General features: G+C 69.0%; 15 protein-coding genes and 1 pseudogene. 10 read left to right on the top strand and 6 right to left on the bottom strand.

The genetic code is table 11. The features are described 5' to 3' along the window. The first annotated feature begins 4 nt into the window (after positions 1–4). From MYF83_RS23540 to MYF83_RS23530, 3 genes are all read left to right on the top strand, one after another. Positions 5–3481 carry a discoidin domain-containing protein gene (locus MYF83_RS23540; protein ID WP_248962795.1) on the top strand — a complete coding sequence of 1159 codons (3477 nt, stop codon included), beginning with the start codon at positions 5–7 and terminating at the stop codon, positions 3479–3481. A 178-nt stretch (positions 3482–3659) separates the two neighbouring features. After that, on the top strand, positions 3660–4877 hold the full coding sequence (locus MYF83_RS23535; protein WP_248962794.1) for a class I SAM-dependent methyltransferase: 1218 nt from the start codon (positions 3660–3662) through the stop codon (positions 4875–4877). 2 nt (positions 4878–4879) lie between these two features. Continuing rightward, entirely contained in the window at positions 4880–5608 is a 729-nt protein-coding gene (locus tag MYF83_RS23530; RefSeq protein ID WP_248962793.1) for a class I SAM-dependent methyltransferase, read from the top strand. Positions 5609–5864: 256 nt separating this feature from the next. Here the strand turns inward: MYF83_RS23530 and MYF83_RS23525 are convergent, their stop codons facing one another. Together MYF83_RS23525 and MYF83_RS23520 are read right to left on the bottom strand one after the other, a co-directional pair. Continuing rightward, positions 5865–6977, bottom strand: a complete 1113-nt coding sequence (locus MYF83_RS23525; RefSeq protein WP_248962792.1) for a DegT/DnrJ/EryC1/StrS family aminotransferase — start codon at positions 6975–6977, stop codon at positions 5865–5867. Between the two features lie 34 nt (positions 6978–7011). Next, on the bottom strand, positions 7012–8436 hold the full coding sequence (locus MYF83_RS23520; protein ID WP_248962791.1) for an NDP-hexose 2,3-dehydratase family protein: 1425 nt from the start codon (positions 8434–8436) through the stop codon (positions 7012–7014). 223 nt (positions 8437–8659) lie between these two features. On the opposite strand from MYF83_RS23520, the gene MYF83_RS23515 reads away from it, so the two are divergent. Then, on the top strand, positions 8660–10009 hold the full coding sequence (locus tag MYF83_RS23515) for a nucleotide sugar dehydrogenase (RefSeq protein ID WP_248962790.1): 1350 nt from the start codon (positions 8660–8662) through the stop codon (positions 10007–10009). Positions 10010–10014: 5 nt separating this feature from the next. Then, positions 10015–11028, top strand: a complete 1014-nt coding sequence (locus MYF83_RS23510; protein WP_248962789.1) for an NAD-dependent epimerase/dehydratase family protein — start codon at positions 10015–10017, stop codon at positions 11026–11028. A gap of 67 nt (positions 11029–11095) precedes the next feature. Here MYF83_RS23510 and MYF83_RS23505 read toward each other — a convergent pair whose 3' ends face one another. Next, positions 11096–11839: a class I SAM-dependent DNA methyltransferase gene (locus MYF83_RS23505; RefSeq protein ID WP_248962788.1), complete on the bottom strand. Its 744-nt coding sequence runs from the start codon at positions 11837–11839 to the stop codon at positions 11096–11098. Between the two features lie 525 nt (positions 11840–12364). Between MYF83_RS23505 and MYF83_RS23500 the strand changes: the two genes are divergently transcribed. From MYF83_RS23500 to MYF83_RS23480, 5 genes are all read left to right on the top strand, one after another. Continuing rightward, complete coding sequence (locus MYF83_RS23500; protein WP_248962787.1) at positions 12365–13654, top strand: activator-dependent family glycosyltransferase; 1290 nt, start codon at positions 12365–12367, stop codon at positions 13652–13654. 153 nt (positions 13655–13807) lie between these two features. Next, entirely contained in the window at positions 13808–14680 is an 873-nt protein-coding gene (gene rfbA / locus MYF83_RS23495; protein WP_248962786.1) for a glucose-1-phosphate thymidylyltransferase RfbA, read from the top strand. 38 nt (positions 14681–14718) lie between these two features. Further along, positions 14719–15801, top strand: a complete 1083-nt coding sequence (locus MYF83_RS23490) for an NADH:flavin oxidoreductase/NADH oxidase (RefSeq protein ID WP_248962898.1) — start codon at positions 14719–14721, stop codon at positions 15799–15801. Between the two features lie 190 nt (positions 15802–15991). Further along, positions 15992–17254 carry an acyl-CoA dehydrogenase family protein gene (locus tag MYF83_RS23485; RefSeq protein WP_248962785.1) on the top strand — a complete coding sequence of 421 codons (1263 nt, stop codon included), beginning with the start codon at positions 15992–15994 and terminating at the stop codon, positions 17252–17254. Between the two features lie 75 nt (positions 17255–17329). Then, on the top strand, positions 17330–17737 hold the full coding sequence (locus MYF83_RS23480; RefSeq protein WP_248962784.1) for a nuclear transport factor 2 family protein: 408 nt from the start codon (positions 17330–17332) through the stop codon (positions 17735–17737). Here MYF83_RS23480 and MYF83_RS23475 read toward each other — a convergent pair. From MYF83_RS23475 to MYF83_RS23465, 3 genes and pseudogenes are all read right to left on the bottom strand, one after another. Then, positions 17710–18117: pseudogene (locus MYF83_RS23475) on the bottom strand (glycoside hydrolase family 88 protein); the annotation flags it as partial. The gene MYF83_RS23480 and the pseudogene MYF83_RS23475 sit on opposite strands and share 28 nt — an antisense overlap. A gap of 66 nt (positions 18118–18183) precedes the next feature. Continuing rightward, positions 18184–18621 (bottom strand): DUF6256 family protein, encoded by a 438-nt coding sequence (locus MYF83_RS23470; RefSeq protein ID WP_248962783.1) that lies wholly within the window; start codon positions 18619–18621, stop codon positions 18184–18186. A gap of 34 nt (positions 18622–18655) precedes the next feature. Beyond that, a complete protein-coding gene (locus tag MYF83_RS23465; protein WP_248962782.1) occupies positions 18656–18889 on the bottom strand; it encodes a DUF6186 family protein in 234 nt (77 codons plus the stop codon).

Here is an 18889-nt window from a genome sequence, read left to right as displayed (position 1 = left end):
CCCCTTGAAGCACCTCCTTCTGCGCCGCCGCATGCCGCTGACCGTCCTGACGGTGATGCTGGCGCTGCTCGCGAGCGTCCTCGTCGTGCCACCACAGGTCGCGTACGCCGCACCCGTCCTGCTCTCGCAGGGCAAGACCGCGACGGCCTCCTCCAGTGAGAACGCCGGAACCCCCGCCTCGGCCGCGGTGGACGGCGACCCAGGGACGCGCTGGTCCAGCGTGTTCAGCGACCCCCAATGGCTGCAGGTGGACCTCGGCGGCACCGCGTCGATCAGCCAGGTCACCCTCAGCTGGGAGGCCGCCTACGCCACCTCGTTCAGGATCCAGGTGTCGGCCGACGCCTCGACCTGGACGGACGTCTATTCGACGACCACCGGGACCGGCGGCACGCAGAACCTGACCGTCAGCGGATCCGGGCGGTACGTGCGGATGTACGGCACCGTACGGGCCAACGGGTACGGCTACTCGCTGTGGGAGTTCCAGGTCTACGGCGACTCCGGCACCTCCCCCGGCTGTGACGGTGCCAACGCCGCGCTGAACAGGCCCGCGACGGCCTCGTCCGCCGAGAACGCCGGGATGCCCGCCTCGGCGGCCGTCGACGGCGACCCCGGAACGCGCTGGTCCAGCGCGGCCGGCGACCCGCAGTGGCTCCAGGTCGACCTCGGCTCGGTGAAGTCCGTCTGCAAGGTCGTCCTCAACTGGGAGGCCGCCTACGCCAGCGGCTTCCAGATCCAGGTCTCCGACAACGCGACGAGCTGGACGTCCATCTACACCACCACGACCGGCTCCGGCGGCGCCCAGACCCTGAACGTCACCGGGTCCGGGCGCTACGTCCGGATGTACGGCACCGCCCGCGCCACCGGCTACGGCTACTCCCTCTGGGAGTTCGCCGTCTACACCAGCGGCGGCACCACCCCACCGAGCGGGACGCCGATCTCGGCCTACAAGCAGGTGACGGCCTCGTCCTGGGAGGGCGGCAACGCTCCGGCGGCGGCGCTCGACGGCCGGACGACCACCCGCTGGTCGAGCCTGTCCTCCGACGACCAGTGGCTGCGGGTGGACCTCGGCGGCGCCGGGCACATCACCGGGCTGACGCTCAACTGGGAGACCGCCTACGCCACCGGCTACCACATCGACGTGTCCGACAACGGCACGTCCTGGACGCCCATCTACTCCACGACCACCGGCAAGGGCGGCGTCGAGAACCTGAACGTCACGGGCAACGGCCGTTACGTCCGGTTCTCCGGGACGTCCAGGGCGACCGGCTACGGCTACTCGCTGTGGGAGTTCCAGGTCTTCGGCACGGTCGACACCGCGGCCACGGCCCCGCCGCTGCTGTCCGCGCCGGCCAAGGCCCCGGCGACCACCGGCCAGTTCGCGCTGTCCGCCCCCGCCGACAAGGCCATGATCACCGACACCCGGCGGCCCGCGCTCTCCTGGGCGGCCGTCTCCGGCGCGGCACGCTACGAGGTCTGGCTGAACGTCAGCCGCACCGACTACGACTTCACCGCGCCGGGCAACCTGATCGACCTGTACACCAAGGTCGCCGAGCCGGCCGGTACGAGCTACACGCCGGCCTGGGACATCCCCGACCGGTGGACCTACAAGTGGTACGTCGTCGCGGTGAGCGGCTCGGGCGCCAGGACCACGTCGAACATCCGCACCTTCAGCCTGTACCTGCCCGACATCGAGCAGGTCTCCGACGGCGTCGGCGTCGTCAACGGCGCCCGCGACCTCAACAAGAACGGGGCGATCGAGCCGTACGAGAACTGGCGGCTGCCGGTCGAGACCCGGGTCAACGACCTTCTCAGCAGGATGACCCCTGAGGAGAAGGCGTACCAGATGTTCTACAACGCCCAGGTCTACCCGCTCTCGGGCTGGCACTTCGGCCCGGCGTTGCCGAACGACCTGCACAACGTCCTGCTGGGCGCGGCCGGGACCCGGCTCGGCATCCCGCCGGTCTCGGCGGGCGACACCATCGCCGGGTACCAGACCACCTACCCGCTCCAGAGCGCGCTCGCCGCGGCGAAGAACTACGCGCTCGACTACAAGCTCGGCGACATGCAGCGCCGCGAGGAACTGGAGGTCGGGGCGCGCGGCGTCCTCGGCCCGCTCGCCGAGGTCGGCACCAAGGTCCTCTACCCGCGCATCCAGGAGGGCAACGGCGAGAACGCCGACGTCGCGGCCGCCCAGGTCCGCGCGCTGGTGGCCGGGCTCCAGGGTGGCCCCGAGCTCAACCCCGGTTCGGTGCTGGCGACCGTCAAGCACTGGCCGGGCGAGGGCGCGGGCGGCGAGGCCGGGATCACCTACGACGCGGTGACGATCAAGTACCACATGATCCCGTTCCGCGCCGCGATCGAGGCGGGCGCGGTCAACATCATGCCGGGCTACGCCGGAAGCTCCTACCTCGACCCGGGCGGCTCGGGCGCGGGCGACAGCGCCCCGATCCTCGCCTACCTGCGCAACAACCTCGGCTACACCGGTCTCATCACCACCGACTGGCTGCCGTCCACGGTATGGACGAAGGCCGCGAACGCCGGGTCCGACGTGATGGGCGGGGCCGACCCCGGCGCGGCCGGGTTCACCATGGCGAGCTTCCTCGCCGGCGTCCCGATCGCGCGGATCAACGACGCGGTGACCCGGGTCCTGCGCCTCAAGTTCACCATGGGCGTGTTCGACCACCCCTACGGCGACCCGGTGAACGGCCCCTACCGTTTCCACCAGCCGTCGTACGTCGCGCTCGCCAACCAGGCCGCCCGAGAGTCCAACACGCTGCTGAAGAACAACGGCGTCCTGCCGATCAAGCTCAAGGCGGGCGACAACATCGTCGTCGCCGGCCCGCGGGCCACCGACGGCACGGCCTGCTGCATCTGGACGAGCTACTTCCACCAGGAGCACGGCTCGCTGAACCTCCTCGACGCGATCAAGGCGCGGGCGGCCACCGCGGGCGTCAACGTGTACCAGGACACCGGGCCGTCGCCGAAGCTCGCCATCGTGGCCGTCGGCGAGCCGACCTACACGCACGCCACCGCCTGGGTGAAGGAACAACCCCAGCTGCCCGCCGACCAGCTGGCCATCATCCAGAACTTCAAGAACCAGGGGATCCCGGTGGTCGTGGTCATGGACCTGCCGCGGCCCACCGTGATCACCGAGTGGAACGGGCTCGCCGACGCCATCGTCATGACCTACCGGGGCGGCGAGGAGGTCGGCCCGGCCACCGCCGCCCTCCTGTTCGGCGACTACACACCCAGCGGCCGCCTGCCCTGGCAGCTGCCGCGCAGCCTCGACCAGATCCTCGTGCCCGGCGGCACCGACGTCCTCGCCGACGCCGTCGAGGACTGGAACATCCCCTACGACCTGGGCGCCACCGCCGCCCAGCGCTCAGAGATCCGTGCCCGCATCGACGCGGCCCAGACCGTCCCGACCACGTACGGCAACCCCCTCTACCCATACGGAGCCGGCCTGCAAGGCTGGTCGTAGCGCCGTCCAGCGAACGAGACGGCGGAACCCTCAGGCCTCCTGGGGGTTCCGCCGCATTCTCCCGGCGCACGTTGAGAGATGCGCCTTCACCCTCGCGGGGACATGCTGGGCCATGGGCCCGAGGACATGCGTTTCACGAGCGGCCGGCGGTGACCGGCCAAGAAGGGTGGAGGCGCCGGTGACCGAATGCCGAATCTGCGGCGGTGTGGTCGAGGAGTTCCTGGATCTCGGACGCCAGCCGCTCTCCGACGCGTTCCCGCGCCCGGCCGACGTCGACGCGGAGTTCTTCTACAGGCTCGCCGTCGGACGCTGCGTGGCCTGCACGATGGTCCAGTTGATCGAGGAGGTTCCGCGCGAGCGGATGTTCCACCACGACTACCCGTACTACTCGTCCGGGTCGTCGGTGATGCGGGAGCACTTCACCCGGACCGCCCTGGGTTTCGTCGAGACCGAGCTCGGCGCCGCGGATCCCTTCTTCGTCGAGATCGGCTGTAACGACGGGGTCCTGCTGCGGACGATCGCCGAGTCCGGAATTCGCCATCTGGGGTTCGAGCCCTCCACAGGGGTGGCGGAGGTCGCGCGGGAGCGGGGTGTGCGCGTGCGCACCGACTTCTTCGAGGAGTCCACCGCGGTCGCCGTCCGCGAGGCCGAAGGGCCGGCCGACGTGATCTTCTCGGCGAACACCATCTGTCATATTCCGTACCTGGACTCGCTCCTGCGCGGTGTGGACGCGTTACTCAGCCCCGGCGGCGTCTTCGTCTTCGAGGACCCCTATCTGGGGGACATCGTGGAGAAGACCTCGTTCGACCAGATCTACGATGAGCATTTCTATCTGTTCTCGGTTCGTTCCGTGCAGACGATGGCCGAGCGGTTCGGGTTCGAGTTGGTGGACGTGGAGCGGCTGCCGGTGCACGGCGGGGAGGTCCGTTACTCGCTCGCCCGTGCCGGCGCCCGGCAGCCGACCCCGTCGGTGGCCCAGATGCTGGCCCAGGAGAACGCCCAGGGCCTGGCGGAGCCCGAGGTGCTCCAGGGCTTCGCGTCCTCGGTGAGCCGCATCCGCGACGACCTGGCCGGTCTGCTGCGCTCCCTGCGGGAGAACGGCAAGACCGTCGTCGGCTACGGCGCGACGGCCAAGAGCGCGACCGTCACCAACTTCTGCGGCATAGGACCCGATCTGGTGTCCTACGTGTGCGACTCGACTCCGGCCAAGCAGCATCGGCTGAGCCCCGGCGCGCACATCCCGGTCCGGCCGTCGGAAGCCTTCGCCGCCTCCTACCCGGACTACGCGCTGCTCTTCGCCTGGAACCACGCCGGGGAGATCATGGCGAAGGAAGAGCAGTTCCGCGAGGCCGGCGGCCAGTGGATCCTGTACGTGCCCGAAGTGCGGGTGGTCTGACCATGGACGAGCTGTCGCCGATCTACCGCAACGCCGAGATATACGACGCCCTCTACGAGGGGCGCGGCAGGTCGTACGAGGCCGATTCCCAGACGCTGGTCAAGTACATCCGCGAGCGCAACGCCTCCGCCTCCGCGCTGCTGGACGTGGCCTGTGGCACCGGGAGGAACCTCCGCTCCTTCGCGGACGCGTTCGAGCATGTGGAGGGCGTCGACCTGGCCGAGGACATGCTCCGGGTCGCCCAGAAGAGGCTGCCGGGGGTGCCGCTGCACCAGGGCGACATGAAGGACTTCCGTCTCGATCGGCGGTTCGACGCGATCACCTGCCTGTTCAGCGCGATCGGCTATCTGGACGACGCCGGTCAGCTGAACGCGGCGCTGCGCTGCTTCGGCCGGCATCTCAAGCCGGGTGGCGTCCTCGTCGTCGAGCCCTGGTACTTCCCGGACAACGCGCTGTCCGGGCGCGTCATGGGTGACGTCGTCACGGTCGGCGGACAGACCATCTCCCGGCTCTCCCACACGGTGGTGGAGGGCCGAGCCCACCGCATGACGGCGCACTACCTGGTGGCCGATGCCGAATCCGGCATCCGGCACTTCACCGATCTCCACATGCTGTCGCTGTTCAGCCGGCACGAGTACGAGACGGCGTTCGCCGAGGCGGGAGTCGCCTCTGTCGAGTTCCTCCAGACCGGCCGGGACCGCCCGGGCCTCCTCATCGGCGTCAAGTCCTGAGCCTGGGCCCACCGAGCGGTGACCGGCTCAGGGCCCTGGAACGCGGAGAAGTGCCCTTCGAACTGGGATGACGGGAGCCCTTGAGGCTTCCGGCGACCAGTACGGAGGGCACTTCTCGGTTGCGGCCGTCCACGTTCCCCGCCAGGACTCATGCGATCGCCCATGCCGGGTCCAGCCTTGCTCAACGCACCGATCCCGGCATGAGGGCCATGGAGGCCGGCTCATGCCGGGATCGTCGCGTCGCGGCGGCGCGCCGTCAGCCGCGGGCGAGGATGTCGCGCAGGACGGTGATGACCTTGTCCTGGAGGTCCTCCGGCAGCGACGGGTACATCGGAAGGGAGAAGATCTCGTTGGCGGCGAGCTCGGTCACCGGGAGGTCGCCGTTGGCGTAGCCCAGGTGCGCGAATCCGGTCATGGTGTGCACAGGCCACGGGTAGCTGACGCGGAAGCTGAAGTCGAACTCGCGAAGCGCCTTGAGGATCTCGTCCCTTTCGGGATGGCGCACGACGTAGAGGTAGTAGACATGGTCGTTGCCCGGGGCCACCTCCGGCAGGAGCAACCCGGTGTCCTTGAGTCCCTCGGCGTAACGCTGTGCGACCGCACGGCGGGCGGCGATGTAGTCGTCCAGCCGGCGGAGCTTGCGGCGCAGGATCTCCGCGTGCACCTCGTCGAGCCGCGCGTTGTGCCCCGGCGTGCGCACCACGTAGTAGCGGTCCTCCATCCCGTAGTACCGGAGCCGGCGCAGGTTCTGCTCGGTCTCGTCGTCGGAGGTGATCACGCCGCCGGCGTCGCCGTACGCGCCGAGAACCTTGGTCGGGTAGAAGGAGAACGCGCCCGCGTCACCGGTCGTCCCGGCCAGCCGGCCGTTCGAGCCGTGCGCCCCGTGCGCCTGGGCGCAGTCCTCGAGGATCTTCAGGCCGTGGCGCGCCGCCAGTTCCTGGAGCGGGGCGAGATCCACGCACTGGCCGTAGAGGTGCACCGGGACCAGGCACTTGGTCCGCTCGGTGATGGCACCGGCCACCTGGTCGGTGTCCATGAGGTAGGTGCCGGGACGCACGTCGACGAACACGGGAGTGGCGCCCGCCCCGTCGATGGCCAGCACGGTCGGCGCCGCGGTGTTGGACACGGTGATGACCTCGTCGCCGGGGCCGATGCCCAGGGCCTGCAGGCCGAGCTTGACCGCGTTGGTGCCGTTGTCGACCCCGACGCAGTGCGCCACTCCGTGATAGCCGGCGAACTCCTCCTCGAAGCCCCGCACACTCTCGCCGAGAATGAGCTGATCCGAGCGGAACACGGTGTCGACCGCGTCGAGGATGTCCGCACGCTCGTTCTCGTACTCCCGGCGGTGGTCCCATACATGAATGGCCATCGGTGCACGAACTCCTTTGGGATCGATTTTTCTGTCACAGGTTGTTCAGGCACAAGAGCAGGGTTCTGGCCTCGATGCTGAGGTAGTAGCTGTGCCGTTGCAGCTCCAGCAACTGCTCGACCGTGATCCAGGCGAAATCCGGCGGCACCAGCAGGGGGAAGTCGTCGTCGGCCTCCACCACGAGGTAGCGGGTCTCGGCGAGATGGAAACGCCCTCCCTCCTCGGACTGCACGACGTCGTAGCGGACGCCCTCCCGCGCCAGCAGCATGTACTCGAGGAATTCCGGGCGATGATCCGCCGGGGTGGCGCCGTAGTCGTTCATCATGAACCGCACGGTGGGGCCGAGCTCCACCGTGTCCCGGTAGCCCGGCAGGACTTCGGCGCGCACCAGCGCGTGCAGCCTTCCGCCAATGCGCCGGACCACCAGCCCGGCCAGGGCGAGGCCGTGCGGCGCCAGCAGCGGCTGCTTCCAGCTGTGCACCTCGCGGGTCCGGGCGTTCACCCGCACGCCGACGATGCTGAAGTTCCTGCCGTCCTCACGGAAGATTCTTTCGCTGTCCTGGCGCCACCCCACCAGGGAGTTCAGTGGAACCAGCCGGGCGGACAGCTCGTACTCGCTCTTGCGGCCGGTGAACCAGCTGAGGATCTCCGTCATCGAGTGCATGCCGCCGGGCTCCGGAGAGTGCCACAGGGCGCTGCCGGACATGTTCCCGCGGTCCGGTCCGCTCGCCGGGGCCGCGATGGGCAGACACCCCAGGACCGTCCGGGCGTCCATGTTCATGACGTTGCGCCGTTGGAGCAGCCGGCGGATCTGCCCGAGAGTCAGCCAGCAGAAGTCCTCGTGGAGGGGCACGTCGTCGGTGACCTCGACGACGATGTTCCGGTTGCGCTTCAGATGGAACCAGGCGCCCTGTTCCGACTGGAGGACGTCGACGAGGGTCCGGCCCCGCCCCGGCTCGGTGAAGTACTCGACATACGGGGCGCGCGTTCCGCGATGCACTTGGGTGTAGTTGCTGGACGTCGCCTGGACGGTGGGTGACAACTGCACCATGTCGGCGTTGCCGGGTTCCATCTTGGCCTGCAGCAGAAAATGCAGGACGCCGTCGAACTCCTTGGCGATTATTCCGAGGATGGCGATGTCCCGTTGTACGAGAATGGGCTGCCACCACTCTCTTACGTGACCGTGGTTCGTCCTGACGTGCATTCCTTCGACGGTGAAGAACCGGCCACTGTGGTGTTCCAGATTCCCGGTGTCGGCGGCGAAGCGCCATCCCTTTGGTTCGGTCAGTTCGTCCAGTGCGATCAGGGTGCTCTCGAACGGCTGCCTTCGCTTCTCGTCGAGCCAGTCACCGACGTCGCCGGGGCTCACCCGTGACTCGGTCGTCCGTGCCGAGGCGGTGACGCGGGCAGCGAGGTCGACGGGCATGCTCATGTCGAGCTGATTGAGTCGCGAAGGCACCGGAGGCTCCCCATGAGGTCGTATGACTGCCTGCATCGTCGTACGACCGGGCTTTGCGACGCACCTTCTGGATTGCGGTGCGGAACGGTGCGATCCAGGGCCCGCGGACCCGCGCGGCCCGGGCGCGGTGAAAAGGGTCACGGCATCACAGGAGATGCGTCCCGACGTGCCGGTTGACACGCTGTTCGTATGCCAATCGGCACATCCTGAGAGTGGGTGACCCATGAAATTCTTGTCTGATCAGGGGAATACCTCCGCCGCGGTAATCGGAATGGGTTATGTGGGGTCGACCGTAGCGGCGGTCCTTGCCGGCGAAGGCGTGGACGTCGTGGGAATCGACGTCAATCCGGCGCTGGTCGCGGCGTTGGAGCAACGCCGTTGCTGGTTCAGCGAGCCGGGGCTGCCCGAGTTGCTGTACAGCGGCCTGGACTCGGGCCGGCTGCGGGTCACCACCGACTACGACCTGGTGTCCGGCGTGGACGTGGTGATCATCGCCGTGAGCACACCGGTCCGGGACACCGAACTCGTCGACGTGCCACTGCGGACCGCGTGCACGGAACTGGCCGGCCATCTGCGCGAAGGCCAGCTCGTGATCCTCAAGAGCACAGTGCCTCCGGGTGTGTCCAGGAACCTCGTCGCCCCGCTGCTGGAGGGCGGCGGGCTGAAGGTGGGCGAGGACTTCGGGCTGGCCTTCTGCCCCGAGCGGCTGTCGGAGGGGCAGGCCCTGCACGAGCTGAGGACGTTCCCGATAGCCATCGGCGGATGGTGCCCCGACAGCGTGGCCGCCGCGGGCGCGTTCTGGCGGCGGACGATCGGCGCCGAGATCATCTCGTGCGCGTCGATGGAGAGCGCCGAGATGGTGAAGCTGGCGAGCAACTGGTGGATCGACCACAACATCGCGATGGCCAACGAGCTGGCCACACTGTGCGCCGTGCTGGACGTCGACGTGCTGGAGGTGATCTCCGCGACGAACACGATGCGCAAGGGCACCGGAAACGTCAACATCCTGCTGCCGAGCGTGGGCGTCGGCGGGTCGTGCCTGACCAAGGATCCGTGGATGGTGTGGCGGGCCGCCCGCGACCGCGACGTCGAACTGGACACGATCCCCGTCGCGCGTGAGGTCAACGACTCCATGCCGGGTTACACCGTCGACCTGATCGTCGAGGAGCTGGCCAGGTTCGGCAAGAAGCTGGAGGAGGCGAAGATCGCGGTGCTCGGCGTGGCGTTCAAGAACAACACCGGTGACCTTCGCGCGACCCCGGCGCTGCCGATCGTGACCGGGTTGCAGCAGGGCGGCGCCGAGGTCGCCATCTTCGACCCGCTCGCCGACTCCGGCGAGGTCAAGAAGACCTTCGGGCTGGCGCCGGTGGAGACGGCGCGGGAGGCGCTGTCCGGCGCCGACTGCATCGCCGTGCTGGCGCGGCACGACGAGTTCGACGACATCGACTTCGTCGCGCTCCGGGAGTCGGTGGCGCCGTCGTGCGTCATCATCGACGGCCGCGCCTACTACTCGCGCGAGACCATCGGCCGGTTCCGGCGTCATGGTTTCGCCTACCGGGGAATCGGAAGGTAGCGGTCATGGCGCGGGTCGTGGTAACCGGAGGATGCGGGTTCCTGGGCAGTCATCTGGTCGACGAACTGGTCCGGCGCGGCGACGAGGTCACCGTGTTCGACGGCGGCGCGCCGCCCCCCGGCCAGTCGCCGCCGCCCTCGGTCAGTTACGTGACCGGTGACATCCGGGACGCGGCACGGCTGGCCGAGGTGGTGAAGGACGGCGTGGACACCGTCTACCACTTCGCCGCCGTCGTCGGGGTCGATCGTTATCTCGACCGTCCGCTCGACGTCATCGACATCAACCTGCTCGGCACCCGGAACCTGCTGGACCTGGCCGCGAGGGCGGGCGCGAAGGTCGTCGTCGCGAGCACGAGCGAGGTGTTCGGGAAGAACCCCGCGGTCCCGTGGCGAGAGGACGACGACCGGGTGCTGGGCAGCACCGCCGTCGACCGCTGGTGCTATTCCTCCAGCAAGGCGCTGGGCGAGCATCTCGCCTTCGCCTTCGCCCGCGACCGCGGGCTCAGAACGGCCATCGTGCGCTACTTCAACGTGTACGGCCCGCGGCAGCGGCCGGCGTTCGTCGTCAGCAGGAGCATCCACCGGGCCCTGAACGGGGAGCCGCCGGTCGTGTACGACGGCGGCGGCCAGACGCGGTGCTTCACCTATGTCCAGGACGCGGTCAACGCGACGATCGCCGTCGCCACGAGCGAGAACGCCTTCGGGGAGTGCTTCAACGTCGGCAGCTCGGTCGAGACCACGGTGGCCCGGCTGAGCGCTCTGGTCGCGGAGCTGACCGGCGCCGAGGCGAGCGTGCCGATCGAAACGCGGGACCGGCTCGGCGGCCGCTACCAGGACCTGCGCAGGCGGGTCCCGGACACGAGCAAGATCAGAGGAATGCTCGGGTGGCGGTGCGCGACGGACCTGCGCGAGGGTCTCACCAGGACGATCGAGTGGGCGCGGGAGAACCCGTGGTGGCTCGCCCTGCCCGACAGCGGCGCGACGCCGGACGGCGATCTGGCGGCGACCGCACCCGCCTGAACCAACCGCACGATCATCCACCATCTGCGCAAGGGCGAGGCCGCGGGGTTCGGCGAAGGCGGCATGGTCAGCGGCGGACCGCGACGAACAGTCCTCGGCCGGCCAGTCCGTCCTCGAAGTACTCCGGATCACAGCCCGCCCCGGCGAACGCGGCTTGATACTCCTCCCGCCGGAAGATGCCCATCACCTGGGTGTCGGCGGAGTGACGGACGCCGTCGGCGTCGGCCACGATGAAGTGCGTCTCCAGGTGGTGCTCGCCGTCACGGATGACGCCGCGCGACACGCGCGCGATGGTCAGGCCGTCGTCCCGGCGCACGATGTCACTGACCACGGTGCGGTCGGTTGCCCGCTCCGGCGAGTACCACGGCTCGACGATGAGCACCCCTCCAGGGTTGAGGTGCCGCGCCATACAGGCGATCGCCGGCTTCAACCGTGACAGCGGGAGAAACGCGATCGAGCTGTGGAGGCAGATCACCGCGTCGAAGGTGCGGTGGAGCGCGAAGTCGCTCATGTCGCCGGCGTGGATCGGCACCTGCGGCAGTTTGTTCCTCGCCAGCTCCCGCATGGCGGGGGTGAGGTCGAGCCCTTCCACATCGAAGAACACGTCCTTCAGCGAGCGCAGGTGCTCTCCGGTGCCGCAGCCGACGTCCAGCAGCGAACGGGCGCCGGGCTTGCGCGCGCGGATGTGCTGCACGACGGCCTTGGACTCGGCGGCGTAGTCCTTGCGTCGTGCGGTGTACACCAGGTCGAAAAGCTTGGCGTGTTCGGCGTCGAAGAGCACGGAATGGTCGGTGGAAGTGGTTCCGGTCATTTCTTCGTCTCTTTTCCTGAGGGCTTTCATTTCGTCCTTGCACGAACAACTCTCCGGAAATGAAAGCCCTAGAGCCAGAGAAACCGGCGGCAGCAAGCTGAACGCCCCTGACCACTTCCTGCCACCTATGTCCGCCCCCCCCCGCACACTTTTCAATGACTGCGCCTTTCAATTCCCGGCCCGCCTCGAACACGGTGCGATCGCCCGCCGGGGGGCGCGAAAGGTTCCGCCAGGGCCGGTGCGCCCCGACCGGCGACCGCACATGGCTTCCGGCGATGGCCAAGCACGCAATCCAGAAGACGCTCGCGACGGCGCCTGACGCCATACTGGGGAACGTCGACTCGAGTAAGCGGGCCTTAACGATACGAAAAGCCGGCCGGATACCACCCACTGACGCGGCGACCGTCCGCAGCGTGCGCGCCCCCCGTTTCGGGCGTGTGCCGAGAGGTCCCACCGGCCGGCTGCCGCCAGGGCGCGTCACCTGGAATAGCCGCTGTCGCTCATCACCTAGGAGGAAGGGCTCCGATGCGGATCCTCTTCGTAACCAACCCCTTCAAGTCACACCTGTATGTGCAGGTGCCGATGGCGTGGGCGCTCCGTAACGCGGGGCATGAGGTGTGCATCGCCGGTCCGCCGGATATGGCCGACGACATCGCGCACACCGGACTGCCCGGCATCTCGATCGGCGAAATGCTCCTCCTGGAGGAGAAGGTGGCGCAGGTGCCGCCGATCGACGGGGCGACGGGGCCCGCCGACCCGCGGGGTCTGCGCACCGGGAAGTCGGTACAGAGCGACTTCGGCTGGGGCGATCCGTACATCGAATACAAGGACCTCATCTCAGGCGTACATGGGGTGTTCTACCCGGACTCCACGGTCGATGACCTGGTGAGCTTCGCTCGTACGTGGCGACCCGACCTGGTCATCACGGACCCGACCGCTCTGCCCGGCGTGGTGGCGGCCCGAGCCGTCGGCGCCGCGCATGCCCGGATGCTGTTCACCGTGGACAGGCTGGCCCAGCTACGTGCGGCCTGCCAGGACCGGTTCGCCTCCGATGGCGACCCACTGCGGGACTGGCTGCAGCCGCTCCTGGAGCAGCACGGCCGCGACTTCGACGAGACGGCGGCGGTCGGGCAGTGGACCATCTCCCCCATGCCACTTTGGGTCTGGCGGCCGGACGGCGTGCACTACCTGCCGATGCGCAACGTGCCGTTCAACGGTCCCGCGACCACACCGAAGTGGGTGTACGAGCGGCCCACCCGCAGGCGCGTCTGCATAACGCTGGGCATCTCGCATCGGGATGCCAACATCGAGGGCACGTCGGCTTCGGCCAGTGAGCTTTTCGACGCGGTGGCCGACCTCGACCTCGAGGTGGTCGCGACCTTCAACGCCAAACAGCTCGAGTCGGTGCCGAATCTCCCGGACAATGTGCGTGCCGTCGACTTCGTCCCATTGAACGCGCTGCTGCCCACGTGTTCGGCGATCGTCCACGAAGGCGGCTGCGGGACCTTCGCGTCGGCGATCGAGCACGCCGTCCCGCAGATCATCGTGCCCAACGATTTCAAAGTCGAGAAATGGTGGGGTTCGGTGGCCATGGCGAACGCGGTGGAGCACCGCGGCGCCGGGGTGTACGCGGTCAATGCCGGCAGTCTGACCGCCGACGTGCTGCGAGACAGTCTCAAGCTGGTCCTGGAAGACCCGTCGTTCGCGGCGAACGCCGCCAAGGTGCGCACCGAGGTGCGAGCGATGCCAACCCCGAACGATGTCGTGCCGGCGCTGGAGAAGCTCACCGCCGAATACCGCACGTCGCGTCCTTGACCCGTAGGCGACCACGCGATGGTCTTCGGTGAGGTCGCGAAGAACGGACCGGAATCGTGCGGAGTTCCCGCCGCACCATCCGACACCATTCCACACCGTGCCGCGTTTCCACCCCCGTCTGAAGGCGGAGGTCTCCACGCCTAAGGAGATTCGATGAAGGGAATCGTTCTCGCCGGCGGCAGCGGTACACGGCTGTTCCCGCTGACCTTGGTGACGTCGAAGCAACTGCTCGCCGTCTACAACAAGCCGATGGTCTACTACCCGCTCTCGGTGCTGATGCTGGCCGGGATCCGCGACATCTTGATCATATCCACGTCGTCCGCGGTCCCGGTCATGCGGAGCCTGCTCGGCGACGGCTCCAAGCTCGGCCTGAACCTGTCCTACGCGGTGCAGGAAGAGCCGCGCGGCATCGCCGAGGCGTTCCTGATCGGCGCCGGCCACATCGGCGGCGACAACTCGGCGCTCATCCTCGGCGACAACCTCTTCCACGGCGCCGGGTTCCCGGAATCGCTGCGCCGCTCCCGGGAGTCGCTCGATGGCTGCACCCTGTTCGGCCACCCCGTGCCCGACCCGGAGCGGTACGGCATCGGCGAGGTCGACTCCGAGGGCATGCTGGTCTCCATCGAGGAGAAGCCGCCGCGACCGCGCTCGAACAACGCGATCACGGGCCTGTACTTCTACGACAACCAGGTCGTCGACATCGCCCGAGGGCTCGCCCCCTCGCCCCGTGGCGAACTGGAGATCACCGACGTCAACCTCGAGTACCTCAAGCAGGGCCGGGCGAGGCTGATCGGGCTGGGTCGTGACTGCACCTGGCTCGACTGCGGCACCTACGACTCCCTGCTGGCCGCCAGCCAGTACGTGCAGGGCATCGAGAAACACCAGGACGAGCGGGTGGCCTGCCTCGAGGAGATCGCCCTGCGGATGGGCTTCATCGACGCCGAGGCCTGTTACGAACTCGGCGCCGGAATGCGGCAGTCGAACTACGGTCGCCATCTCACGGAGATCGCTTATGCGCTGGACTGAGCCGTCCCCTGCCATCGCATAAGGGGGCGAACGAGGAGATCCTCATGCTTTTCGCGCCCATCACCCTCCGGTCGCTGACCATCCCGAACCGTGCCTGGATGGCACCGATGTGCCAATATTCTGCCGCCACCGACGGCCCGGAGATAGGAGCGCCGCATGATTGGCACTTCGCCCACCTCGCGAGCCGGGCGGTGGGCGGCACCGGACTGATCCTGACCGAGGCCACCGCCGTCTCCCCGGAGGGACGGATCAGCCCCGCCGACCTCGGCCTGTGGAACGACCGCCAGCAGGCGGCGTTCACGCGGATCACCGGCTTCCTGTCCAGGCACGGCACCGTGCCCGGCATCCAGCTCGCGCACGCCGGGCGTAAGGCCTCGGCCGACCGGCCCTGGCGCGGCGGCGCTCCACTCGGCACCGCGGAAGGCGGCTGGCGGCCGGTCGCGCCCAGCCCGATTCCGTTCTCCGACGGCTACCCGGCACCCGAGGAACTGCCGGCCGGCCAGATCCGCCGCATCGTGGCCGACTTCGCCGCCGCGGCCGAGCGCGCGCTGCGGGCGGGCTTCCGGGTCGCGGAGATCCACGGCGCGCACGGCTACCTGATCGGCGAGTTCCTCTCCCCGCACAGCAACCACCGCACCGACGCCTACGGCGGCCCGTTCGAGAACCGCATCCGTTTCGCCCTGGAGGTCGTCGACGCCGTCCGCGCCGTCTGGCCCGAGGAGCTGCCGGTGTTCTTCCGGGTCTCGGCCACCGACTGGCTCCCCGATGGCCAGGGCTGGAGCGTGGACGACACCGTGCGGCTGGCCAAGGAGCTGCACGCCCATGGCGTCGACCTGCTGGACATCTCCAGCGGCGGCAACGCCGCGGAGGTGAAGATCCTCACCGGTCCCGGATACCAGGTGCCGTTCGCGGCCCGGGTACGCGCCGAGATCGACCGGCCGGTGGCCGCGGTCGGCCAGATCACCGACCCCCACCAGGCCGAGTCGATCCTCGCCTCCGGTCAGGCCGATGCCGTCTTGCTCGGCCGTGAACTGCTGCGCAACCCTTACTGGCCGCAGCAGGCCGCCCGCGCGCTGGGTGTGCGACCGCGCCGGCCCGACCAGTACCTTCGCGCGACGTGAGATCCCGGCGCCGCGATCAGCACGTTCCGCCTCGCGGCCGCGTTTTCTTCCGAGTTGCGCACTATCCAGCGGTTCGCCCGTGCATCGGTCCCACACCGTTTTACGGTGTTACGCTCGATTTCAAGCCGCCGGTCCGGTCGTCCGCTGAACTCGAAGGTCGTCATCGCCCCCAGACATCCCGGAGTGTCCATTGTCGACTTGGAGCGCCACTCGCCTGCCTGCCGGACGGTTCGATGCGCCTGTCACGCCGAACGGCCGAGCCCTGCTGGCCCTGGTAGAGCAGGATGTCGCCCGGATCCGGGACGGCGCCGCCGCCCACGACCGGTTCGGCGAGTTCCCGACGGAGACCTTCGAGCGGTTCCTCGACAACGGCGTCATGGCAGGGACCGTCCCCGCCGAGCTCGGCGGCATGGGGGTCTCGTGCCTGTCCGATGTCGCGACCGTGCTGGCCGCCGTCGCCGAGGCCGACGCCTCCACCGCGCTCGCCCTGCACGTGCAGTTCAGCCGCGGCCTGACTCTCGCCTACGAATGGCAACACGGCTCGCCGCCGGTGCGGGCGCTGGCGGAGCGGCTGCTGCGGGGCATGGCATCCGACCGGCTCGTGATCTGCGGCGGCGCGAGGGACCACCATACGGCGGTGACCCGGCTGACGCCCGACGGGCGCGGCGACTGGCTGCTGTCCGGCCGCAAGACGCTGGTGACCCTCGCGCCGATGGCCACCCACTTCCTGGTGCACACCCAGAAGGTCGTCGACGGCGAGCCGGTCACCCTCGCCGCCGCGGTCCTCGACCGCGCGACACCCGGGCTGACGGTCCTGCCCGAGTGGGACGGCCTTGGCATGCGCGCGTCGGGCACGTACGACATCGTGTTCGACGGGTGCCGGGTCGCCGCGGAAGACGTGCTGCACCGGGGAGTGATCGGTGCGCACAGCGACCGTGCGCTGGCCGGACAGACCGTCAGCTCGGTCACCATGCTCGGCATCTACGCCGGCGTCGCACGCGCCGCACGTGACATCGCCGTCGGTGCGGTCACGCGCCGATCGACCGCGCCGCCGGCGGCCGTGCGGACCCTCGTCGCCGACATCGAGACCAACCTCTACACGCTTCGGGCCACGGCCGCAGCGGCGCTCGCCAATGCCGATGCGCTCAACGACGACCTCACCGGTGACCTGGACGAGCGCGGCAGGCGAATGATGGTGCCGTTCCAGTGCGCGAAGCTGGCGGTGAACCGGCTGGCGCAGTCGGTGGTCAACGACTGCTTGACCGTCGTCGGCGGCGCCGGCTACGGGGCGTCGCACCCGCTGTCGCGGCTTTACCGCGACGTGCGCGCTGGATGGTTCATGCAGCCGTACACCTACATCGACGCGGCGGACTTCCTCAGCGGTCAGGCACTCGGCATAGATCGTGACAACGACTACCTGAGCTACCGCGTGAGCACCGCCACCGCCCACTGATCAGCCGGGCAGCACGCCGCCGCGACCCCGGTAAGGCATTAGACTTCTGCGCTTCCCCCAGCGAAGGAGCGCGCCATGCCGGTGGCCCCGCAGGAGATCTTCGAGCGGTACATCTGGGCCGGGGCGATGACCCGGAACGCCGGCGCACTGGCTGAGCTGTTCACCGTGGACGGCGTCTACGAGGCGCCGCTCGTCCCGCCCGGTCACGTCTTCCCCAGACGCCTGGAAGGGCGCGAGGAGATCCGCGAGGCGATGGCCGCGTACTACGAGCGACCGGTGAGCACCGACCGCACGCCGAATGTGGAAAAGTCCCGATACGTGCTGCACACCACCGCCGATCCCGACGTGTTCATCGCCGAGATCGACACCGCCTTGGACGGGAGCGCGGGGACCACGACCCTGTCGCTGGTGCAGATCTTCCGCCTCCGCGACGGGAAGATCGCTCTGCTGCGTGACTACTTCGCCCCCGAGGAGGTGGCCTGAGGGGACGACGGCGAACCGGCCGGCGCCTGGGCTCCGGGGCCGGGCAGGAAGCCGGCAGTGCCCGTTCGCGTCAGTTGCTCGTTCATGATCAGAAATGCGCCCAGGCCGTGGAAGTCGTTGGTCGCCCGGGGGCGGTTGAAGTAGAAACTGACGACGTCGTCCACGTTGGTCCCGATGCAGATGTCCGAGATGTTGGTGTGGCCGTCGGAGCCGATGGACGCCTTCTGCAACACGCCCTGGTACCCGCGGGTGGCGTTCGCCTTGTAGCTCGCGTCCACATGGCCGCGCTCGACCGCCCGCGAGATCGTGAACGTGTACATCGCCGAGCAGGAGGTCTCGGTCCAGTTGCCGGGGTTGCTCCCCTGGTCGACGACCTGGAACCAGCTGCCCGGTGGCCGGGTCCTGGTAGCGGGCGAACGCGGCGACCAGGTCGCGCACGATGCCGATCAGCGTGGCCCGCTGCGGGTGGGACGCCGGCCGGAACGGCGCTCGCCCCGCCGCCGTACGGTCAGCCACGAGGTGAGGAAGAACACCGGCAGCGCGACCCCTGTCAACGCCGCGCAGCCGGTGAGCGCGCTCGCCAGAAGGTGGCCGTCTACCCGCGCCACCACGCGGGAGTAGCCGGCCAGCACGACCATCAACAGCAGATACCCGCCGAGCGCGGTACCGGCCACGGCACGGACCAGGCCCGGCCACCCGCGTCTGGCGCAAACGGCACCCGGCCATCTGGCGGTAACGGCACCCGGCCGTCTGGCGCCCCGGCCCACGGGTCGGCCTATCCCCTGCTCAGGCGGGCGGCGCAGGATCCACAGCCCGGCAGCGAGGTAGCCCATGACCAGCAGGTAGGCGGTCAGCATGAGGGTCACGGCCAGGGAGACCGGCATCACCGTAGGGGGTCGCCGGGCCGCCGGTCGGCCGTCACGACGTGTCCTGTAGCAGGAAGTGCCAGCCGCGCACGAAGAAGTGCCAGCCGAACCACAACCACAGTGCGAACAGTGCCCATCGCCCCACCGGATACCGCATGACCGCGCGCACGACATCGCTGATGGTGGGAACGCCGGCGGCCCCGACCAGGCCCAGCGCCTCCCAGGCGAACAGGGCCCCGAACAAGACCGCCCAGACCAGGTAACCGATCACCGAATGCTGCACCAC

The sequence above is a fragment of the Sphaerisporangium perillae genome (assembly GCF_023276435.1).
Classification (GTDB): Bacteria; Actinomycetota; Actinomycetes; order Streptosporangiales; family Streptosporangiaceae; genus Sphaerisporangium; species Sphaerisporangium perillae.
The sequence above is the reverse complement of the archived record's forward strand: the minus strand, read 5'-3'. Positions and strand labels throughout refer to the sequence as shown.

Bases quoted from the DNA above. Each gene is read 5' to 3' on its own strand.
- MYF83_RS23530 (WP_248962793.1), top strand. From the start codon at position 4,880: ATGGACGAGCTGTCGCCGATCTACCGCAACGCCGAGATATACGACGCC.
- MYF83_RS23525 (WP_248962792.1), bottom strand. From the start codon at position 6,977: ATGGCCATTCATGTATGGGACCACCGCCGGGAGTACGAGAACGAGCGT.
- MYF83_RS23515 (WP_248962790.1), top strand. From the start codon at position 8,660: ATGAAATTCTTGTCTGATCAGGGGAATACCTCCGCCGCGGTAATCGGA.
- MYF83_RS23510 (WP_248962789.1), top strand. From the start codon at position 10,015: ATGGCGCGGGTCGTGGTAACCGGAGGATGCGGGTTCCTGGGCAGTCAT.
- MYF83_RS23505 (WP_248962788.1), bottom strand. From the start codon at position 11,839: ATGACCGGAACCACTTCCACCGACCATTCCGTGCTCTTCGACGCCGAA.
- MYF83_RS23500 (WP_248962787.1), top strand. From the start codon at position 12,365: ATGCGGATCCTCTTCGTAACCAACCCCTTCAAGTCACACCTGTATGTG.
- rfbA (WP_248962786.1), top strand. From the start codon at position 13,808: ATGAAGGGAATCGTTCTCGCCGGCGGCAGCGGTACACGGCTGTTCCCG.
- MYF83_RS23480 (WP_248962784.1), top strand. From the start codon at position 17,330: ATGCCGGTGGCCCCGCAGGAGATCTTCGAGCGGTACATCTGGGCCGGG.
- MYF83_RS23470 (WP_248962783.1), bottom strand. From the start codon at position 18,621: ATGCCGGTCTCCCTGGCCGTGACCCTCATGCTGACCGCCTACCTGCTG.